We start from the raw sequence: 17829 nt of genomic DNA, 5'->3' as shown, positions 1-17829 counted from the left end.
AAGGGAAAGAGGCCCCGGGGGAAGCCCCCGGGGCCTCTCCTTCGCCTAGCCTCAGGCCCCCACCAGGCCCGGCACCTGGAAGGCCCAGTAGGCGGGCCTTTCCCCTTTGGGCTCGTTCAGCACCTCAATCCGCCCCTCGAGGCCCGCCTCCACCTCCTTGAGTTCCCTCAGGTAGTCCATGAAGCTCTCGGCGTCGCTGAAGCCCGTGTCCACCCGGTAGCCCTGGGCTTCCTTTAAGACGGTGAAACCATCCCCCCCGGCGGCGATGAAGTTGTTCACCACCACCCGGTAGGTGGCCTCCAGGTCCAGGGGCACGAAACCCTTATCGGTTTTCACCTCCACCCGCACCACCCGGTCCCCGGGGGCCCTGGAGAGGTCAAAGGCATAGCGCAGGCCGGAAACCTGCAGGAAGCGGCCCGCCCCCTGCTCCCACTGGGAAACCCCGTTCTCCAGGGCCGCCTTGATCTCCTTGCCCTTCAGGTCCATCACCACCAGGGTGTTGCCGAAGGGCAGGACCTCGTAGACCTTGCCCACGGTGATGGGACCCTTGGGGATGGAGGCCCGGATGCCGCCGCCGTTTTGCAGGGCGATCTGCACCCCGGCGTTTTTGGTCTTCCACACCATGCCGTCCGCGATGAGGTTCCCCAGGTTGCTCTCCCGCTTGCGCACGATGGCCCTTTCGCCCACCAGGTCCACCCTGGCCTGGGCGATCACCTGGCCCATGAGGGCCATCACCGGCTGGGCGTAGGCCAATAGAGCCTCCTTGGCGAAGAAGTCCTCGGGGGAGACCTCGGGGGTCATGAGGAAGGGCTCGCCCTTGTAGGCCACCACCTCCCCCTTCTCGTTGAAGGTGACCTCCAAGAGGCCCACCACCTTCCCCCACTCCCAGGCCTGGACCACCAGCACATCCTTGCCCTCGGGGTTCTTCACCACCGTGGGGTAGGGCCCTGCCGGGTTCAGCTCCTTGTGGGGGAAGCTCCCCAAAAGGGTGTGGGAGTGCCCGCCCACGATCACCTGCACCCCCACGAGCCTCCGGGCCAGCTTCAGGTCCTCCCCATAGCCCAGGTGGGAGAGGAGCACGATCTTGTTGACCCCCCGCCGGAGGAGCTCGTAGACCGCCTTCTGGGCGCTCTCGTAGGGGTCCAGAAAGTCCACGGTGGGCCCGGGGTTGGCGATCTCCCGGGTGTCCGGGGTGGTGAGGCCGATCACCCCCACCTTCTCCCCACCCACCGCCACGATGGCATAGGGGGCAAAGAGCCCCTTCAGCTTGGGCTCCCGCTCCACCCCCACGTTGGCGGAGACCACCTTGAACCGGGCCCCCTTCAGAAACTCCGCCAGGGGACCAGGCCCCAGGTCAAACTCGTGGTTGCCCAAGGCCATGACCCGGTAGAGGGCCCGGTGCATGAAGTACCGGTCCGCCAGCCCCCGGTACTGGTTGAAGTAAAGGGTGCCCTGGAAGACATCCCCCGCGTCCAGGAAGAGGAGGTTTTTCCGGCCCGCCCTAAGCCGGTCAAAGAAGGCGATGCGCTGGGCCACACCCCCCACCTGCACCTTCTTGCCGGAAAGGGTGAGCTCCATGGGCTCCAGGTGGGCATGGGTGTCGTTGGTGTGCACCAGGGTAAGGGTAAACCCCCCTTGGGCCCGCCCCCAGCCCAGGCCCGCCAAGCCTAAGGCCGCTCCTGCCTTCAATACCTCGCGCCGCTTGTACATACCCGACCTCCAGGCTCCAGTCTACCCAAGGGACGGTCAGGTTAGGGTCAAGGCCCTCGAGCCCGCCTAGGGTGCAAGATGCACCATATTACCTTGACAATGTGCATATACTTGCCGTACACTTTGCGCAATCTGCTGGGGAAAACGGGCGAATCCCGGGACCCAGCAGGGCAGGGAGGCCAAAAATGGCGTACACCAAGGCGGAGATCCTCAAGGCGCTCAAGGCGGAGAAGGTCAAGTTCCTCAGGCTCCAGATCACCGACATCCTGGGCGTGGTGAAGAACGTGGAGATCCCCGAGTCCCAGTTTGAGAAGGCCTTGGACGGGGAGATCATGTTTGACGGCTCCTCCATTGAGGGCTTCACCCGCATCGAGGAGTCGGACATGCTCCTCAAGCCGGACTACAACACCTTCGTCATCCTGCCCGAGGCCCTGGAAGACCCCGGGCGGGGCCGGGTGGCCCGGCTCATCTGCGATGTGGCTTACCCCGATGGCCGTCCCTTTGAGGGGGATCCCCGGTACGTGTTGAAGCGCCAGGTGGAGCGCCTTAAGAAGCTAGGCTTTGACACCATGTACGCCGGGCCCGAGCCGGAGTTCTTCCTCTTCCTCAGAACCCCGGAGGGGCTTCCCACCGTGGAGACCCATGACCGGGCGGGCTACTTCGACCTGGCCCCCATCGACAAGGGGGAGGAGGCCCGGCGGGACATGGTGAACATCCTGGTGGCCATGGGCTTTGAGATCGAGGCCTCCCACCACGAGGTGGCCCCGGGGCAGCACGAGATCGACTTCAAGTACGCGGACGCCCTCACCACCGCCGACAACATCGCCACCTTCAAGTGGGTGGTGAAGAAGGTGGCTCTAAACCACGGCCTCCACGCCACCTTCCTGCCCAAGCCCATCCGGGGGATCAACGGCAGCGGCATGCACACCCACCTCTCCCTCTTCAAGAATGGGGAAAACGCCTTCTATGATCCCAAGGCCGAGTACCAGCTTTCCAAGACCGCCCTCCACTTCATCGCCGGCCTCCTGGAGCACGCGGAGGGCATGGTGGCCATCACCAACCCCCTGGTGAACTCCTACAAGCGCCTCACCCCCGGGTACGAGGCCCCCACCAACATCGCCTGGTCGGCGGCCAACCGCTCGGCCATGATCCGGGTGCCCGCCCGCAGGGGCGTGGGCACCCGGGCGGAGCTTAGGATGCCCGATCCTTCCGCCAACCCCTACCTGGCCCTGGCGGTCATGGCCGCCGCCGCCATCGACGGGATTGAGCGCAAGCTCCTGCCCCCGCCCCCCATCCAGCGCAACATCTACCAGATGAGCGTGCGGGAAAGGCGGAAACACAAGATCCGCGAGCTCCCCGGGACCCTCAGGGAGGCCCTCGAGGCCCTGAAGAAGGACCCGGTGATCCGCGAGGCCCTGGGGGAGCACGTCTACACCCACTTCCTCCAGGCCAAGCAGATGGAGTGGGACGACTACCGGGTCACGGTCCACCAGTGGGAGCTGGACCAGTACCTGGCCACGTACTGAGGGTGGGTATGGCGCCCCTCCCCCCGGAGGGGGAGGGGCTGACCCATGGGTCGGGCATAAAGTTACGAGGGGGCATTGACAAGAACCGGTACCCCCCCCTTAGAATGGGGCCGCAACGTGAACGCGTGCGCTTAAGGAGGTACGTATGAGGAAAATCGGGATGCTGGTAGCAGGTGTGGCCGCCCTGGGTATGGCCCTGGGCCAGGCCAACGTCATCAAGATCGCCACCCAGTCCCCCCTTTCCGGCCCCCAGGCCGCCCTGGGGGAGCAGATCAAGCTGGGGGCGGAGCTGGCCATTGAGGAGGCCAAGGCCAAGTTCAAAGCCTTGGGCTTTGACCTTGTCCTGGTGCCCTACGACGACCAGGCCAACCCCGACGTGGGCGTGGCCAACGCCAACCGCATCATCAACGACCCCGACATCCTGGGGGTGGTGGGCCACCTGAACTCCGGCGTGGCCATCCCCTCCAGCGAGGTGTACGCCCGGGTGAACCTGGTCATGGTCTCCCCCGCCAACACCAACCCCCGGGTCACCGACCGCAAGCTCCCCAACGTGAACCGCATCTGCGGGCGCGACGACGTGCAGGGACCCGTGGGCGCCGAGTACGCCTTCAAAAACCTCAAGGTGAGGAACGTCTTCGTCATCCACGACAAGACCGCCTACGGCCAGGGCCTGGCGGAGGAGTTCAAGAAGCGCCTCGAGGCCCTGGGCGGCAAGGCGGTGGCCTTCGTGGGCACCGAGGAAACCTCCAACTTCGTACCCATCATCAACCAGATCCGGGCGGCCCGGCCCGTGCCCGAGCTCATCTACTTCGGCGGGATCTACAGCCAGATCGGCCCCTTCGTGAAGCAACTCCGCGAGCGGGGGGTCAAGACCCGGCTCATGGGCGGGGACGGGCTTGACTCCAGCGAGTTCCTGCGCCTGGCCGGGGCGCAGAACGCCGCCGGCACCTTCTACACCACGGTGGCCGGCCCGGTTTCCGCCTTCCCCAAGGCCAAGGCCGTGGCCCAACGCTTCAAGCAGAAGTACGGCAAGGACATGGAGGGCTTCGGCATCTACGCCTATGACTCCGCCAACGTGATCCTCGCCGCCTTGGAGAACGCCATCAAGGCCGCGGGCGGCAAGAAGCCCACCCGGGAGCAGGTGGCCCAGGCGGTGCGCCAGGTGAAGATGGAAGGCCTGACCGGCACCATCGAGTTTGACGACAAGGGCGACAACAAGAAGGCCAAGTACTTTGTCATGCAGGTGGCCTCCACCGGCAACTGGGCGGACAACAAGCTGATCCGCGTCATCGAGATGGCCGCCCCAGGCTCGAAGTAGTTGGGCATTCCCCACCAAGGGGGTGGCCTTAGGGCCACCCCCTTGGCCCGGAGAAAGGAGGCAGCTTGCTGGAGCAGATCCTAGCCCTGTTGCCCCAGGTGATCTTTGACGGGCTTATCCTGGGTTTCGTCTACGCCATGGTGGCCCTGGGGTACACCATGGTCTACGGCGTCTTGGAACTCATCAACTTCGCCCACTCCGAGATCTTCATGATCGGGGCGGTGGTGGGGGTGGAGGTCTTCCGCTACCTAGCCCCTCAGGTGGGAAATGGCCTTCTCCTCCTTTTTATCGCCCTGGTCCTGGGCGGGGTGGTGGCGGGGATCACCGCCATTTTGGTGGAGCGCTTCGCCTACCGCCCCTTGCGCAAGCGGGGCACCACCAACCGGCTGGTTCCCCTCATCACCGCCATCGGGGTTTCCTTCATCCTCCAGGACCTGGTCCGCCTCCTCGAGGGCCTTTGGCACAACGAGTTCTTCCTGCGCATGCGCACCGTGGAAGACCTGGAGGGCTCGGTGGAGCTCTTCGGTGGGGCCATCTTCGCCCAGAGCAAGTCCTTCATCCTCATGGGGGTTTCCATCCTCATGCTGCTGGGCCTCACCTACCTGGTGAACCGCACCAAGCTGGGGGTGGCCATCCGCGCCGTGGCCCAGGACCTCTCCACCGCCAGCCTCATGGGCATTGACCCCGACCGCATCATCTCCCGCACCTTCCTGATCGGGGGCTCCCTGGGGGGTGTGGCCGGGGTGCTCTTCGCCCTGCAGTACACCACCATCACCCCCTACGTGGGCTTCCTGCCCGGCGTCAAGGCCTTCACCGCCGCCGTTTTGGGGGGCATCGGCAACATCCCCGGGGCCATGGTGGGCGGGCTGGTGCTGGGCCAGCTGGAAAACTTCTTCGGTACCTACCTGCCCATTCTGACAAACGGAAACTTCGGCACCGAGTACAAGGACGTGGTGGCCTTCCTCATCCTGATCTTCATCCTCCTGGTTAGGCCCCAAGGCCTCTTGGGGCAGGTGGTCAAGGAGAAAGTATGAGCGCCCTCGCCTTCCTCCTCAGCCTGGCCTACCTGGCCCTGGTCTTTTTGGCCCCGGGGGCCCTGGCCAACCTCTTCGGCCTAGGGGCCCTGGCGGTGGCCGCCTTCGCCCGGCTCGCTCCCCAGGCGCGCACCCTGAATCTGGCCCTCCTCACCCTGGCCTTCACCCTGGGCCTTATGCGCTCGGGGAACACCTTGGGGCTTATCGGCCTGGTGGGCATCCTGGTGGCCCTCACCACCCTCCCCCGGATCCCCACCTGGGTGCGGGCCCTCCTAAGCCTGGCCATCCTCCTCCTCAGCGTGCCCCTGGCGGGCTTCGCCAATACCTTCATCTTTGAGCTGGGCATCCAGATCGGCATCTATGCGGCCATGGCCTTGGGGCTCAACGTGGTGGTGGGGATGGCGGGCCTATTGGACCTGGGCTACGCCGCCTTCTTCGCCGTGGGAGCCTACACCTGGGCCATCTTCGGCTCCGAGCAGGCCAAGAACTTCATGCAGGGGAACTTCCCCTTGCCCGGCGAGTACATGTACCTCTTCATGGGCATCGCCATCGTCACCACCGCCCTCACCGGCCTCCTCATCGGCCTGCCCGCCTTGCGCTTGCGGGGGGACTATTTGGCCATCGTCACCCTGGGCCTGGGGGAAGTGGTCCGCATCCTGGCCAACAACCTGGACCACCCCATCAACTTCACCAACGGCCCCCAGGGGATCACCCCCGTGCAGCGCCCCCCCATCGACTGGTTCCGGGAGCTGATGGCAAGCCTGGGCGTGCGCCTGGACCAGACCACGGACTACCAGCTTTTCTTCTACCTCCTGGTGCTCCTGATGATCGGCCTGGTGGTGCTGGTGAACCTGAACCTGGCCAACTCCCGCTTTGGCCGGGCCTGGGTGGCCATCCGGGAGGACGAGATCGCCGCCCGCTCCATGGGCATCCCCCTCCTCCCCACCAAGCTCCTGGCCTTCATGACCGGGGCCGCCTTCTCCGGGGTGATGGGGGTGATCTTCGCCGCCCAGCGCACCTTCGTCTCCCCCGAGTCCTTCACCCTCCTGGCCTCCATCACCATCCTGGGCATGGTGATCCTGGGGGGAATGGGTTCCATCCCCGGGGCTATCCTGGGGGCGGCAGCCCTCACCATCCTGAACCTGGACGTGCTCAAGACCTTCAGCGAGTTCGTGCGCACCAGCCTCCCCCAGATCCCCAACCAGGTGGACCCCGCCAAGTACGAGCGCCTGGTCTTCGGCCTGATCCTGGTCTTGATGATGATCTTCCGCCCGGAAGGCCTCATCCCCGAGAAACGCCACCGGGCGGAGATGGAGGAGGGAGCATGAAGGCCCTCGAGGTCACCCACGCCACCAAGCGCTTCGGCGGGCTCGTGGCGGTGAACGACGTGAGCCTTTCCGTGAACCAGGGAGAGATCTTCTCCGTGATCGGCCCCAACGGGGCGGGCAAGACCACCTTCTTCAACCTCCTGACCGGCATCTACCCCCCCGATGAGGGGAAGATCCTGCTTTTTGGCAAGGATGTGACCGGCCTGCCCCCGGACCGCATCGCCAAGGAAGGGGTGGGGCGCACCTTCCAAAACATCCGCCTCTTCGGGGCCATGACCGTGCTGGAAAACCTCCTGGTGGGGATGCACGTTCACATCCGCGTCCCCTACTTCCATGCGGTCTTCCGCACCCCTTTGGCCCGGCGGGAGGAAAAGCAGGCCGAGGAAGAAGCCAAAAGGCTTTTGGAGTACGTGGGCCTCCTCCACCGCAAGGAGGAGCTGGCCAAGAACCTACCCTACGGGGAACAACGCAAGCTGGAAATCGCCCGCGCCCTGGCCCTAAAGCCCCGGCTCCTCCTCCTGGACGAGCCCGCCGCCGGAATGAACCCCCGGGAAACGGAAGAGCTGCAGGCCTTCATCCAGCGCCTCCGGGAGGAGCTAGGGATCACCATCGTCCTCATTGAGCACGACATGCGCCTGGTTATGCGCATCTCCGACCGCATCGCCGTGCTGGAGTACGGCTCCAAGATCGCCGAGGGTTCCCCGGAAGAGGTGCGCACGAACCCCCGGGTCATCGAGGCCTACCTGGGCAAGGGGGCCGCGGGAGGTGCGGCATGAGCCTCCTGGAGCTGCGGGATGTCCACACCTACTACGGCCACATCCACGCCCTAAAGGGCATCTCCTTGAGGGTGGAGGAGGGGGAGATCGTGACCCTCATCGGCTCCAACGGGGCCGGCAAGAGCACCACCTTGCGCACCATCAGCGGCCTGGTAAGGCCCCGGCAGGGGGAGGTGCGCTTCCAGGGAAGACCCATCCACCGCCTCCCCGCCCACCAGATCGTGGCCCTGGGGGTAGGCCACGTGCCCGAGGGCCGGAAGATCTTCCCCCGCCTCACCGTGGAGGAGAACCTGGAGATCGGGGCCTACCTGGAAAACGACCGCAAGGTGGTGAAAGAGCGCAAGGAGGAGGTCTTCGCCCTCTTCCCCCGGCTCTACGAGCGCCGTTCCCAAAAAGGAGGCACCCTTTCCGGGGGGGAACAGCAGATGCTGGCCATCGGCCGGGCCCTGATGCAAAACCCCAAGATCCTCCTCATGGACGAGCCCTCCATGGGCCTCGCCCCCGTGCTGGTGGACTTCATCTTTGAGATCATCCAGAAGCTCAACCGGGAAGGGCGCACCATCTTGCTGGTGGAGCAAAACGCCCGCCTGGCCCTGCAGATCGCCCATCGCGGGTATGTGCTGGCCACCGGGGAGATCACCCTGGAAGGCCCGGCCCGCGACCTGGCGCAAAACCCCGAGGTGCAGAAGGCCTACCTGGGGGAGGGCTAGGGCGCCGGATACCTGGGCTTGCGCTCCCGTAAGGGAGCGCTTTATACTTGGTCCGGACCAAAGGGGAACACCCCGGAAAGGAGCGCTATGAAGAGAAAAATCTTGCTGGGTTTACTGGTCGCTTTGGGCCTGGGTTTTGCCCAAAAGACCTTGGTTTTTGGCGCCAACGGGGAGCCGGTGAGCCTCGAGCCGGGCAACATCACCGACGGCATCTCCATCTACGTGCAGCGGCAGATCTACGACACCCTGGTGGATTTCAAGCCGGGCTCCACCGAGGTGACCGCGGGCCTGGCCACCAGCTGGTTCAGCTCCCAAGACGGCAAGGTCTGGACCTTCCGCCTGCGCCAAGGGGTGAAGTTCCAAGACGGCACCGAGCTGGATGCGGAGGCGGTGAAGTTTAACGTGGAGCGCTGGTGGGACCCCAAGAACCCCACCCGCATTGACGCCGCCGCCCGCTACGAGATCTGGCCCGAGCTCTTCGGCGGCTTCAAGGGCGACCCCGGCTCCATCCTCAAAGAAGTCCAGGTGGTGGACAAGTACACCATCCGCTTCGTCCTTAACCAACCCTTCCCCGCCTTCCCCGCCGCCATCGGCTCCGGCTACTTCGGCATCGCAAGCCCCGCCGCCATAAAGAAGGACGGGGCCAAGTACGGCTCCCCCACGGGGAGCGCCGTGGGCACGGGGCCCTTCCGCCTGGTGGAGTGGCGGCCTGGGGAACAGGTGGTCCTGGAAAAGAACCCCACCTACTGGAAAAAGGGCTTCCCTAAGGTGGACCGGGTGGTCTTCCGGGTCATCAAGGACCCCGCCGCCCGTCTGGCGGCCCTGAAGGCGGGGACCATTGACTTCACCACCGACATTCCGCCCGCCAACCTCAAGGACCTCGAGGCGGACCGCAACCTGGACGCGGTCTTCCGCCCCTCCTTCAACGTGGGCTATTTGGCCCTGAACCCCTCCCACAAACCCCTCTCCGACCCTCGGGTCAGGCAGGCCATCGCCATGGCCATCAACAAGAAGGCCATCGTCCAGGCCTTCTGGGGCAAACTGGGGCTCACCGACGGCCACTTCACCCCGCCTTCCATGAAGGCCTTCCAATCTCCCAAGGTCACGGACTACGAGTTCAACCCCCAAAAGGCCAAGGCGCTATTGGCGGAGGCCGGGTATCCCAACGGGTTTGACCTGGAGCTTTGGTACATGCCCGTCTCCCGGCCCTACTTCCCCACCCCCAAGGAGATCGCCGAGGCCATGGCCGCCGACCTCTCCGCCCTGGGCATCCGGGTTAAGCTCCAGACCAAGGACTGGGCCAGCTACCTGGCGGACCGGAAGAAGGCCCCCGGCTTCCAGGCCTACATGCTGGGCTGGACCGGGGACTACGGCGATCCCCAGAACTTCTACGACCCCCACTTCGCCTGCCCCATCGCCGACCTCTTTGACGGCACCGGGAAGCCCCTCTGCGTGAAGGAACTGGGGGATATCCTCACCAAGGCCGCCACCACCCCGAACCTCGAGGAGCGCAAGCGCCTCTACCAACAGGCGGACGAGCTCACCTTCAACCTGGCCCTGCGCGTGCCCATCGTCCACTCCCAGCCCCTCCTGGCCAAGCGCAAGAACATCTCCGGCTGGGTGCCAAGCCCCTTGGGCTCCGAGTCCTTTGAAACCATAGAGAAGCGCTAGGCCCTTGGGCCCCGGACCCCCTACGGGGGGTCCGGGATTTTTGAGGCGAAAAAATGTGGAGCTATGTTTTGCGAAGACTCATCGGCCTGATCCCGGTGCTTTTCGGGATCACCCTTTTGGTCTTCCTCTTCCTGCAACTCATCCCCGGCGACCCCGCCCAGGCCATCCTGGGGGAACGGGGTACCCCGGAGCAGCTGGCGGCCCTTCGGGAAAAGCTAGGCCTCAACAAGCCCCTCCACGTCCAGTACTTCACCTTCGTCAGGAACATTCTCACCGGGGACCTGGGCACCAGCGCCGTGTCCACCATCCCCGTGGCCGAGGAGCTAAAAAGGCGCTGGCCCGCCACCTTTGAGTTGGCCCTGGCCGCCACCTTGGTGGCCGTGGTCTTCGGCATCCCCGTGGGCATCCTGGCGGCGGTGAGAAAAAATAGCCTTTTGGACACCCTTTCCATGAGCCTCTCCCTGGTGGGGGTTTCCATGCCGGTTTTCTGGCTGGGCCTCCTCCTGGTCTACCTCTTCGCCGTGAACCTGCACTGGCTTCCCACGGGGGGCAGGCTCTCCACGGACTTGGCCATAGACTTCCGGCCCCTCACCGGCTTCCTGGTCTTAGACGGGATCCTGACCCTCAAACCCCAGGTGCTGACCGACGCCCTTAGACACCTCATCCTCCCCGCCCTCACCCTGGGCACCATCCCCTTGGCCATCCTCACCCGCATTACCCGAAGCGCCATGCTGGAGGTGCTCTCTCAGGATTACGTGCGCACCGCCAGGGCCAAGGGTCTGGCGGAACGCCAAGTGATCCTGAAGCATGCCCTTAAGAACGCCCTCCTGCCCGTGGTCACCATCATCGGCCTGCAGTTCGGCACCCTCCTGGGCGGGGCCATCCTCACGGAAACCATCTTCTCCTGGCCAGGCATCGGCTCTTACATCTACGAGGGCATCCTCAACCGGGACTACCCCGTGGTCCAGGCCGGGGTGCTGGTGGTGGCCACGGTCTTCGTCCTGGTTAACCTCCTCGTGGACCTCTCTTACGCCCTTTTGGACCCTCGCATCCAGTACCGGTGAAGCCATGGAAACCCCCACTCGCCAAGCCCTACGGCGCTTCCTGAAATCCCCCTCCGGCAAGGTAGGCCTGGTCCTGAGCCTTTTCCTGGTCCTGCTGGCCCTGGGGATCCCCTTGTTGAAGCCCTACGACCCCACCACGGACCGGGACTACCTGAACCGGCTCAAGCCCCCCAGCCTGGAACACCCCTTCGGCACCGACCACTTGGGGCGGGATGTCTTCACCCGCGTGCTTCACGGGAGCCGCATCTCCCTCCAGGTGGGGGTGATCTCGGTGAGCATCGGCCTCTTCCTGGGCACCCTGCTGGGCCTCCTCGCCGGGTTTTACCGGGGAAGAACCGAGCTCCTTATCGGCTGGTTGGCCGACCTCCTCCTGGCCTTTCCGGGGACGCTTTTGGCCATCGCCATCGTGGCGGTCTCGGGGCCAAGCCTGCAAAACGCCATGCTGGCCATCGGCATCGTGCAGGTGCCCGTCTACATCCGCCTGGCCCGCTCCATGGTCCTCTCCTTGCGGGAACAGGATTTTGTCCAAGCCGCTTTTGCCCTGGGAGCGGGAAACGGGCGAATCCTTTTCCGGCATATCCTGCCGGGCACCTTACCCCCTTTGGTGGTCCAGGCCACCCTGTCCATCGGCACCGCTACCCTCGAGGCCGCCGCCTTGGGCTTCCTGGGTCTAGGAGCCCAGCCTCCCGCCCCCGAGTGGGGGGCCATGATCGCCGACAGCTTCAAGGGCGGCTACGCCATGAACGCCCCCTGGACCATGGTCTTCCCCGGGCTTTTCATCATGCTCACCGTCTTGGCCTTCAACCTCCTGGGGGATGGCCTCAGGGACGCCTTAGACCCCAGGAGCCGGTGAAGGCTAAAGGTGGCCTTAAGAGGGGAGGAGGGCCCAAAGGGGTATCATGGAACCATGAGAAAAGGCCTCCTCTTTCCCCTCCTGCTCCTCCCCTTTCTTAGCGCCTGCGAGGTGTTGGAAGGCACGGGTTACCGGGTGGCCGAGGCCCAGCTCCTCTTCCCCGAGGCCACGGAACGCTGGACCTACTTCTACGGGGAGCCCAGGGAGGTAAGGCTCGGCCAGCAGGTCCTTCGCCTGGAAAAGGGCTCGGGGGAAAGCCTCTGGGCGGTGCCGGGAGCCCTTTGGGTGGAGGGAAACCCGGTGCTTAGGGAAGTAGGGCCTGCCCTCCGTCCCTTGGCCGAGGCGGTGCGGGGGGTCCAGGGAAGCCTCCTCGAGGTCCGGGCCCAGGCCGCCCTGCGCTCCAGTTGGCTTTACGACGGGGTGGGCTGGGTGCAGCTCACGGGAAGCGTACCGGAGGGGGAACGGCGCGCCCTGGTCCAACCCATGGGCTACCGAACCCCAGACTTTTACGCCTTCACCGGGGTGGAAACCCAGGTGCTCCTGAGGGAGATCCTGGCCCGGCGGGGAGGCAGGCAGGTGGTGGTCTTTGAGCTCAAAGAGCCCGTCCTAAGGCCCCTTTCCCTTGACCCCGTTCCCGACGGCTACCGGATCGGGGCCCTGCAGGTGCAGTACGGGCTTAGAGTGGAGGTGGTGGCCCCGCCCCCACCCGCCTACCGCATCCTGGACCGCGGCGTCAACGCCGCCTACATGGAAACGGAAGCCAAGGCCCTCCTGGCCAACAACCCCACCCGCTTCGCCGAGGTCTGGAACCTGGTGGTGGCCAACCGCATCCCCCGCCCGCCCGCCCCCAGCGTGGACTTCCGCAGCAAAAGCGTGGCCGCCTTCTTCTGGGGCCTGAAGCCCACCGGGGGATACAGCATGGAGGTGTTGGGGGTCACCTATGCGGGCGGGACCGCCCGGGTGGTCCTGAACCTGCAAAGCCCAAGGCCCGGGGCCATCGTCACCCAGGCCCTCACCAGCCCCTACGTCCTCCTGGAGCTGGAACGGGTGAGCCGGGTGGTCTTCGCCGACCCCTCGGGGCGGGTTTTGGCCGAGGCACGGGAGTAAGCCGCACCCTACCCCCCAAGGAGCCCCCTCCGCAAGGCGCCCACCAGATACAAGGACCCCGTGGCCAAGACGGGCGCCCCATCCTCCCGGGCCAGCCTCAGGGCATCCTCCAGGGCTTCCCAGGGGTCCGCAAAGAAGGGCTCACCCAGCTCCCGCCCCAAGGCCCCCTCCCCCGCCCGGGTGTAGCGGACGCTTTGGGCCTTGGGAAGGAGGTGGGCCAGAACCCCCTTCACGTCCTTCCGGGGGAAGGCCCCAAAGACCAGGTGGTAAGCGGAAAACTCCCGGGCCAGGGCCTGGGCCGCCGGGGGGTTGTGGGCCCCGTCCAGGTAGACCTCCACCCCCTCCAGGAGGAAACGCTCCAGCCGCCCTGGATGCCTGGCCTCCCGAAGCCCCTGGGCAATGGCCTCCTCGGGGAAGCCCAGAAGCCTCAAGGCCGCCGCCGCCAAGCGGGCGTTTGGCTCCTGGAAGGCCCCCTTTAGGGCGGGGGGCGCGGGAAGGGCGAAGAGGGGGTCCTCCGGGTCCAACACATAGAGGGGGGAGCCCCGCGCCGCCGCCACCTGCCGGGCCACCCTTAGGCCCACCCCCGCCGCCCCGGTGACCACGGGGACCCCCTCGCGGAAGGCCCCCGCCTTTTCCCGGGCCACCGCCTCGAGGCTCCCCCCCAGGGCCTCCAGGTGGTCCTCCCCCACGTGGGTGAGCACGGTGAGGACCACCCGGGGAAGGGCGTTGGTGGCATCCTTCTCCCCTCCCACCCCCGCCTCCACCGCCGCCAGGGCCACCCCCCTTTTTTGGAAGTGCTGGAAGGCCAGGGCGGTGGCCAGGTCAAAGAACCCCGGGGGCTCGGGCCAGGCCTCCCCCTTGGCCCACGCCACGAACGCCACCACCTCCTCCTCGGGGATCAGGCCCAGGTGGGTGCGGATCCTTTCCCGGAAGTCCTGGAGGTGGGGGCTGGTATAGGCCCCATGGGGAAGCCCTGCCGCGCGGAAGGCGGCCTCGAGGTAGGCCACCACGCTCCCCTTGCCGTTGGTGCCCAGGACGTGGACCGCGGGGAAGGCCGCCTCCGGATGCCCCAAGCGCTCCAAAAGGGTCCTCACCCGGCCCGTGCCCCGCTCCCCCTGGCGGCGCTGGGCGAAGAGCCACTCCGTGGCCTCCCGGTAGACCACGGCCTACCCCTCCGCGTACTGCAGCCGGTAGAGGGTGGCGTAGTAGCCCCCGCGCTGAAGGAGCTCCTCGTGGGTACCCTCCTCCACCAGCCGCCCTTTTTTGAAGACCAGGATCCGGTCCACCCGGCGGATGGTGGAGAGGCGGTGGGCGATGATGAGGGAGGTCCTCCCCTCCATGGCCCGGTAGAGGGCCTCCTGCAAGCGCCTTTCCGTCTCCGAGTCCACGTTGGCCGTGGCCTCGTCCAGGATGAGGAGGATGTCCGGGCTGGCCAAAAGGGCCCGCACCAGGGCCAGAAGCTGCTTCTCCCCCGTGGAAAGCCCCGCCCCCCGCTCCCCCACCCGGGTGTGGTAGCCCTGGGGTAGGCGCCCGATGGCCTCGTGCACCCCCAGAAAGCGGGCCACCTCCTCCACCTTCTCCTCCGGGATCCCCTCGTCAAAGAGGCGCAGGTTGTCCAGGATGGTGCCGGAGAAGAGGAAAGGGTCCTGAAGCACAATGCCCACGTGCCGCCTTAGCTCCTCCTGGCGGTAGCGGCGCACGTCCTCCCCATCGATGAGCACCTGGCCCCTTTGCGGGTCGTAGAAGCGGGCGATGAGGCTCACCACGCTGGTCTTCCCCGCCCCCGTGGCCCCCACCAGGGCCACCTTCTCCCCCGGGGCGATGCGGAAGGAAACGCCCCTCAGCACCCACTCCTTCTCCGAGGGCTCCACCCCTTTGGGGGTATAGGCCAGCCACACGTCCTTAAACTCCACCTCCCCGCGGAAGCGGCGGATGGGCTTGGGGTCTTCGGGGTCCTTAAGCTCCTCCTCGGTGTCCAGGACGCCGAAGATGCGCTCGGCGCTGGCCATGGCCCCCTGGAACAGGTTGAACTTGTCCGAGAGGTCCTGCAGGGGCTGGAAGAGCTGGCGGGTGTAGTCCACGAAGGCCACCAGGAGCCCCAAGGAAGCCGCCCCCCGCACCACCTCGCCCCCGCCGTAGAAGAGGAGGCCCGCCACGGCCAAGTCCCCCAGGAAACCCACCACCGGGAAGAAGAGGGCGAACCAGCGCACGATCTCCACCCAGGCCTTGAGGAGGTCCCGGCTCAGGCGGTCAAACTTCTCCTCCCGCTCCCTTTCCTTCACGAAAAGTTGGATGGTCTCCACCCCGGAAAGGTTTTCCTGCAAGGCCGCATTGAGGCGGGCCAGCCGCAGGCGCATCTCCCGGTAGGCGGTGCGCATCCCGTTCCGGACCCAGGCCGTGACCCAAAGGAGGATCGGCACCACCAACAGGACCACCAGGGTGAGCTTGGGGCTCAGGAAGAACATGAAGGCCAGGAGGCCAAAGATGGTGAAGAAGTCGGCGATGACCCCCACGAGCCCCCCGGTGATGAACTGGTTGATGGCGTCCACGTCCGAGGTGATGCGGGTCATGAGGCGGCCCACGGGGTTCTTGTCGTAGAACCCGGGGTGCAGGCGCATCAGCTTGGCAAAGAGGGCGCTACGCAGGTCAAAGAGCACCCGCTGCCCCACCCACTGGATGAGGTAGGTCTGGCCGTAGGTGGCGGCGAAGTTCACCCCCCGCACCAGGAGGAAGCCTAGGCTCACCCAAAGGAGGAGGGCGAAGCGCTCCGCCAGGGGCTTGGCCTCCTTGGGCACCAGGGCCCCGTCGATGGCCCACTTGAAGAAGAGGGGGGTGAGGGCGGCGGTGAGGGTGGTGAGGAGGAGGAAGAGGAGGGCCAGGCCCACCTGCAGGCGGTAGGGCTTCACGTAATGCAGGATTCGGGCGAAGAGCACCCGGTCAAAGGCCTTGCTGTAGGCGTCCTCGTGGGTCATCCCTCCACCTCCGCCTCCATGCGCTGGATGCGGTCCAGCTCCGCATAAAGCCCCCCGGCCTCGAGGAGGGTCTCGTGGGTCCCCTCCTCCACGATCCTCCCCTCGTCCAACACGATGATCCAGTCGGCATGGCGCAAGGTGGCGGTGCGGTGGGAGATGAGGAAGGTGGTCTGGCGGCCCAAGACGCTTTTCAACCCCTGAAGGATCCGGGCCTCGGTCTCGGTGTCCACGGCGCTTAGGGCGTCGTCCAAGATGAGGATCTTGGGCCTTTTGGCCAAGGCCCTGGCCAGGGCCACCCGCTGCCGCTGGCCACCCGACAGGGTCACCCCCCGCTCCCCCAGAACCGTCTCGTAGCCCTTGGGGAAGGCAAGGATCTCCTCGTGGATGCCGGCAAGCCTGGCCGCCCACTCCACCCGCTCCCGATCCGGGGTTTCCAGGCCGAAGGCGATGTTTTCCAAAAGGGTTTCGCTGAAGAGGAAGGGCTCCTGGGGCGCCACCCCCACCGCCTGGCGCAGGGTGGCCAGGGGGATGCGCCGCACCTCATACCCCCCCACGTAAACCCGCCCCTCCGTGGGGTCCAAAAGCCGGGGAATGAGGGCCGCCAGGAGGCTTTTCCCCGAACCCGTGCGCCCGGTGATCCCCAGGGTCATGCCCTCGGGGACGGTCAGGGTCAGGTCCTTGAGGAGCCAGCGCCCCTCCCGCCAAAGCCCCACCCCCTCGAGGCGCACCTCCCCGGAAAGATCGGCCACGGCAAGGGGCAAGGGATCCTGGTCGCGGACAGCGGGCTCCTGGTCCAGGAGCTCCCAGAGCCTCTTCAGGCTGGTCAAGCCCCGCTGGTACATGGCCATCACCCAGCCGAGGCCCAGAATGGGCCAGGTGAGCTGGGCCAGGTAGGCGTTGAACTGCACCAGCTGGCCCACGCTCATCTCCCCCCGGACCACCATCCCCCCGCCCACCCAAAGCACGGTGAGGAAGGCAAACCCCATGAGGAAGCCCAGCAGGGCCTGCATGGGCCCCTCCACCTTGGCCAAGGCCAGGCTCTTTCCCATGTACATCCGGTTCAGCTCCTGGAAACGGGCGAGCATGCGCCCTTCCAGGGCATACCCCTTCACCACCCGAATCCCGCTAAAGGCCTCCTGGGCCAGGGTGCTGATGCGGTCAAAGGCCTCCTGGGCCTCCCGGTAGCGGCGGTCCACCAGGCGGAGCAGATAGAACATGGCCAGGGCGACCAGGGGCAGGATCAAGGTGAGGTAGAAGGCCAGCCTCACGTTCACCGCATACATGGAAAAGAAGGCCAGGAGCACCAGGAAGGAAAGGCGGCTGCCCATCATGATCCCCGGCCCCACCATCTCCCGCACCGCGGAGAGGTCCGTGTTCAGGCGGTTCATCAGGTCCCCCACCCGGGTGGTCTGGTAAAAGGAGCGGTCCAGGCGGAGCAGGTGGTGGAAGAGCGCCCTCCTGAGGTCGTACTCCACCCTCCGGCTGGCCACCACGGCCAGCCGGCGCATGAAGAAGGAAAGGAGGGCGCTCAGGGCAGCGGAGCAAAGCAGGAGGAAGGCATACCGCCCGTAAGGCCCGCCATGCCCCAGGGCATCCACGGCCAAGCGCAGGAAATAGGGGCTCAGCACGAAAAAGAAGATGGAAAGAAGCCCCAGCAGGACCCCCAGGGCGTACCGGCCCCGGTAGGGGTAAAGGTAGGACCCCAGGCGGCGTAGGGAGGCAACTGACCAACCGGTCATACCCATGAGTTTACCCCAACC

14 protein-coding genes are annotated in these 17829 nt (G+C 66.0%); 10 read left to right on the top strand and 4 right to left on the bottom strand.

Going from position 1 to position 17829, the window contains the following annotated elements:
* Positions 1-51 precede the first annotated feature (51 nt).
* Positions 52-1710, bottom strand: coding sequence for a bifunctional metallophosphatase/5'-nucleotidase (locus BS74_RS02690; RefSeq protein ID WP_038055820.1), 1659 nt, complete (start codon positions 1708-1710; stop codon positions 52-54).
* Positions 1711-1895: 185 nt separating this feature from the next.
* Between BS74_RS02690 and glnA the strand changes: the two genes are divergently transcribed.
* The 10 genes from glnA (at position 1896) to BS74_RS02640 (ending at position 13097) form a co-directional block, all read left to right on the top strand.
* A complete protein-coding gene (glnA, locus tag BS74_RS02685) occupies positions 1896-3236 on the top strand; it encodes a type I glutamate--ammonia ligase (RefSeq protein WP_038055819.1) in 1341 nt (446 codons plus the stop codon).
* A gap of 145 nt (positions 3237-3381) precedes the next feature.
* A complete protein-coding gene (locus BS74_RS02680; protein WP_038055818.1) occupies positions 3382-4554 on the top strand; it encodes a branched-chain amino acid ABC transporter substrate-binding protein in 1173 nt (390 codons plus the stop codon).
* A gap of 65 nt (positions 4555-4619) precedes the next feature.
* Complete coding sequence (locus tag BS74_RS02675) at positions 4620-5588, top strand: branched-chain amino acid ABC transporter permease (protein WP_038055816.1); 969 nt, start codon at positions 4620-4622, stop codon at positions 5586-5588.
* Positions 5585-6916 (top strand): branched-chain amino acid ABC transporter permease, encoded by a 1332-nt coding sequence (locus BS74_RS02670; RefSeq protein WP_038055813.1) that lies wholly within the window; start codon positions 5585-5587, stop codon positions 6914-6916. Before BS74_RS02675 ends, BS74_RS02670 begins: the two co-directional genes overlap by 4 nt.
* The gene (locus BS74_RS02665) at positions 6913-7692 is read left to right on the top strand and encodes an ABC transporter ATP-binding protein (protein ID WP_038055811.1); all 780 of its coding nucleotides are present in this window, start codon (positions 6913-6915) and stop codon (positions 7690-7692) included. Before BS74_RS02670 ends, BS74_RS02665 begins: the two co-directional genes overlap by 4 nt.
* On the top strand, positions 7689-8402 hold the full coding sequence (locus BS74_RS02660; protein WP_038055808.1) for an ABC transporter ATP-binding protein: 714 nt from the start codon (positions 7689-7691) through the stop codon (positions 8400-8402). Before BS74_RS02665 ends, BS74_RS02660 begins: the two co-directional genes overlap by 4 nt.
* 87 nt (positions 8403-8489) lie before the next feature.
* Entirely contained in the window at positions 8490-10073 is a 1584-nt protein-coding gene (locus tag BS74_RS02655) for an ABC transporter substrate-binding protein (RefSeq protein WP_038055806.1), read from the top strand.
* Between the two features lie 53 nt (positions 10074-10126).
* The gene (locus BS74_RS02650) at positions 10127-11137 is read left to right on the top strand and encodes an ABC transporter permease (protein ID WP_038055804.1); all 1011 of its coding nucleotides are present in this window, start codon (positions 10127-10129) and stop codon (positions 11135-11137) included.
* Positions 11138-11141: 4 nt separating this feature from the next.
* Positions 11142-11990: an ABC transporter permease gene (locus tag BS74_RS02645; RefSeq protein WP_038055802.1), complete on the top strand. Its 849-nt coding sequence runs from the start codon at positions 11142-11144 to the stop codon at positions 11988-11990.
* Positions 11991-12044: 54 nt separating this feature from the next.
* Entirely contained in the window at positions 12045-13097 is a 1053-nt protein-coding gene (locus BS74_RS02640) for a protease complex subunit PrcB family protein (RefSeq protein WP_038058782.1), read from the top strand.
* An 8-nt stretch (positions 13098-13105) separates the two neighbouring features.
* Here BS74_RS02640 and BS74_RS02635 read toward each other — a convergent pair whose 3' ends face one another.
* From BS74_RS02635 to BS74_RS02625, 3 genes are read right to left on the bottom strand one after another with little or no spacing between them, the layout of a single operon-like run.
* Positions 13106-14260 carry a bifunctional folylpolyglutamate synthase/dihydrofolate synthase gene (locus tag BS74_RS02635; protein ID WP_038055800.1) on the bottom strand — a complete coding sequence of 385 codons (1155 nt, stop codon included), beginning with the start codon at positions 14258-14260 and terminating at the stop codon, positions 13106-13108.
* Between the two features lie 3 nt (positions 14261-14263).
* Complete coding sequence (locus BS74_RS02630; protein ID WP_038055798.1) at positions 14264-16069, bottom strand: ABC transporter ATP-binding protein; 1806 nt, start codon at positions 16067-16069, stop codon at positions 14264-14266.
* Complete coding sequence (locus BS74_RS02625; protein WP_038055796.1) at positions 16066-17808, bottom strand: ABC transporter ATP-binding protein; 1743 nt, start codon at positions 17806-17808, stop codon at positions 16066-16068. The genes BS74_RS02630 and BS74_RS02625 overlap by 4 nt, the downstream gene beginning before the upstream one ends.
* Positions 17809-17829 lie beyond the last annotated feature (21 nt).

This window comes from Thermus amyloliquefaciens, from assembly GCF_000744885.1.
GTDB classification, from domain to species: Bacteria; Deinococcota; Deinococci; order Deinococcales; family Thermaceae; genus Thermus; species Thermus amyloliquefaciens.
The sequence above is the reverse complement of the archived record's forward strand: the minus strand, read 5'-3'. Positions and strand labels throughout refer to the sequence as shown.

Bases quoted from the DNA above. Each gene is read 5' to 3' on its own strand.
- BS74_RS02690 (WP_038055820.1), bottom strand. From the start codon at position 1,710: ATGTACAAGCGGCGCGAGGTATTGAAGGCAGGAGCGGCCTTAGGCTTG.
- glnA (WP_038055819.1), top strand. From the start codon at position 1,896: ATGGCGTACACCAAGGCGGAGATCCTCAAGGCGCTCAAGGCGGAGAAG.
- BS74_RS02680 (WP_038055818.1), top strand. From the start codon at position 3,382: ATGAGGAAAATCGGGATGCTGGTAGCAGGTGTGGCCGCCCTGGGTATG.
- BS74_RS02670 (WP_038055813.1), top strand. From the start codon at position 5,585: ATGAGCGCCCTCGCCTTCCTCCTCAGCCTGGCCTACCTGGCCCTGGTC.
- BS74_RS02665 (WP_038055811.1), top strand. From the start codon at position 6,913: ATGAAGGCCCTCGAGGTCACCCACGCCACCAAGCGCTTCGGCGGGCTC.
- BS74_RS02660 (WP_038055808.1), top strand. From the start codon at position 7,689: ATGAGCCTCCTGGAGCTGCGGGATGTCCACACCTACTACGGCCACATC.
- BS74_RS02655 (WP_038055806.1), top strand. From the start codon at position 8,490: ATGAAGAGAAAAATCTTGCTGGGTTTACTGGTCGCTTTGGGCCTGGGT.
- BS74_RS02650 (WP_038055804.1), top strand. From the start codon at position 10,127: ATGTGGAGCTATGTTTTGCGAAGACTCATCGGCCTGATCCCGGTGCTT.
- BS74_RS02645 (WP_038055802.1), top strand. From the start codon at position 11,142: ATGGAAACCCCCACTCGCCAAGCCCTACGGCGCTTCCTGAAATCCCCC.
- BS74_RS02640 (WP_038058782.1), top strand. From the start codon at position 12,045: ATGAGAAAAGGCCTCCTCTTTCCCCTCCTGCTCCTCCCCTTTCTTAGC.
- BS74_RS02630 (WP_038055798.1), bottom strand. From the start codon at position 16,069: ATGACCCACGAGGACGCCTACAGCAAGGCCTTTGACCGGGTGCTCTTC.
- BS74_RS02625 (WP_038055796.1), bottom strand. From the start codon at position 17,808: ATGACCGGTTGGTCAGTTGCCTCCCTACGCCGCCTGGGGTCCTACCTT.